This is a genomic window from Herbaspirillum sp. B65 (assembly GCF_000333555.1).
Lineage (GTDB): Bacteria > Pseudomonadota > Gammaproteobacteria > Burkholderiales > Burkholderiaceae_D > Herbaspirillum > Herbaspirillum rubrisubalbicans.
On record NZ_BADI01000739.1, the window covers coordinates 1 to 1,177 of the forward strand.

Genomic DNA, 1,177 nt, shown 5'->3' on the forward strand with positions numbered 1-1,177 from the left:
AAGACCGGCAAGCAGCATCCTAGAGCAGCAAGTAGCATTTACCGACAGGCCACCATCATGAACACTTCCCTGCCGCTGTTGAACGTGATCACCGGCTCGCAAGCCGCCACCGGTGCGCGCTCTGGCAATCCTGCCGACAGCTTCACGGCCGATGTGCCTTTCAACCAAGTACTCAACAGCCAGGTCAGCACCCGCCTGCAGGACAACCAGGCACAGTCGCGCCAGGCCGAGCAAGCCGCCGCCAACCAGGCTGCTGCCAATCAGGCCGCCGCCAACCAGCAAGCGCAGGCCAATGCGAGTGCCAGCAAGAGCAACAAAACCGAAGGAAGTGAACAAAAAGACCAGGTCAGCGACAAGGACAAGGACAGCGACGACGACACCAGCACCCAGGCCTCGGCCGAGCTGCTGGCGTTGGTGGCCAATATCGCCCAGAACGCCGTCAAGCCGGTCAGTGAAGGAAAAAGCCAAAACACCGATGCCGACCTGCTGGCCCAGGCCAAGCGCGGCGGTGCCAAGCTGTCGCTGGCCGATGAACAGCAGGCCATGCTGGACAAGAAGGATGGCAAGGTCGACCTGACTGCCCTGCAAAACGCCATGAATGCCGCCAAGGGCAAGCAGGATGCCGCCACCGAGTTGGCCGGCAAGGGCAATGTCGCCGAAGCCAATGCACCGGTCCAGGCCGGCAAGGATGGCAAGACCGCCGTCGACCTGGGTGCCGCCAAGCTCGCCCCCAAGGACGACGCCACCACCCTGGCCGCACGCGCCCAGTTGAGCAAGGCCACGCCGGAATTGACCAGCAACGCGGCCAAGCAAGACCTGCCACAGGCCACGCCCACCCCAGTGGTGCTGCCGGCCATGCAGCAGACGCTGGCCGCCAACCAGCCGCAAGCCGTGTTTGCGCCGGCCTACAGCGACAAGATCCAGGCCAACGTCGGCAGCGCCGGCTGGAACCAGGCACTGGGCAGCAAGATCACCTGGATGGCCAGCGCCGGGATGCAAAGCGCCTCGCTGAGCCTGAACCCGCCCGACCTCGGCCCCATGCAAGTGGTGCTGAACGTGCANCACCAGCAAGCCGATGCCACCTTCATTTACGCCCAGCCGGAAGTGAAGCAAGCACTGGAAAGCGCCATGCCCAAGCTGCGCGAAATGATGGACAAGGCCGGCATTCAGCTGGGCC

At 64.0% G+C, this 1,177-nt stretch carries 1 protein-coding gene; it reads left to right on the forward strand.

Annotated features, from left to right (window positions below; genetic code table 11):
* Positions 1–993: 993 nt before the first annotated feature.
* Positions 994–1,177, forward strand: a 184-nt coding sequence (fliK, locus tag I5W_RS34450) for a flagellar hook-length control protein FliK (protein ID WP_441294730.1), incomplete at its 3' end; no start/stop codon positions are given.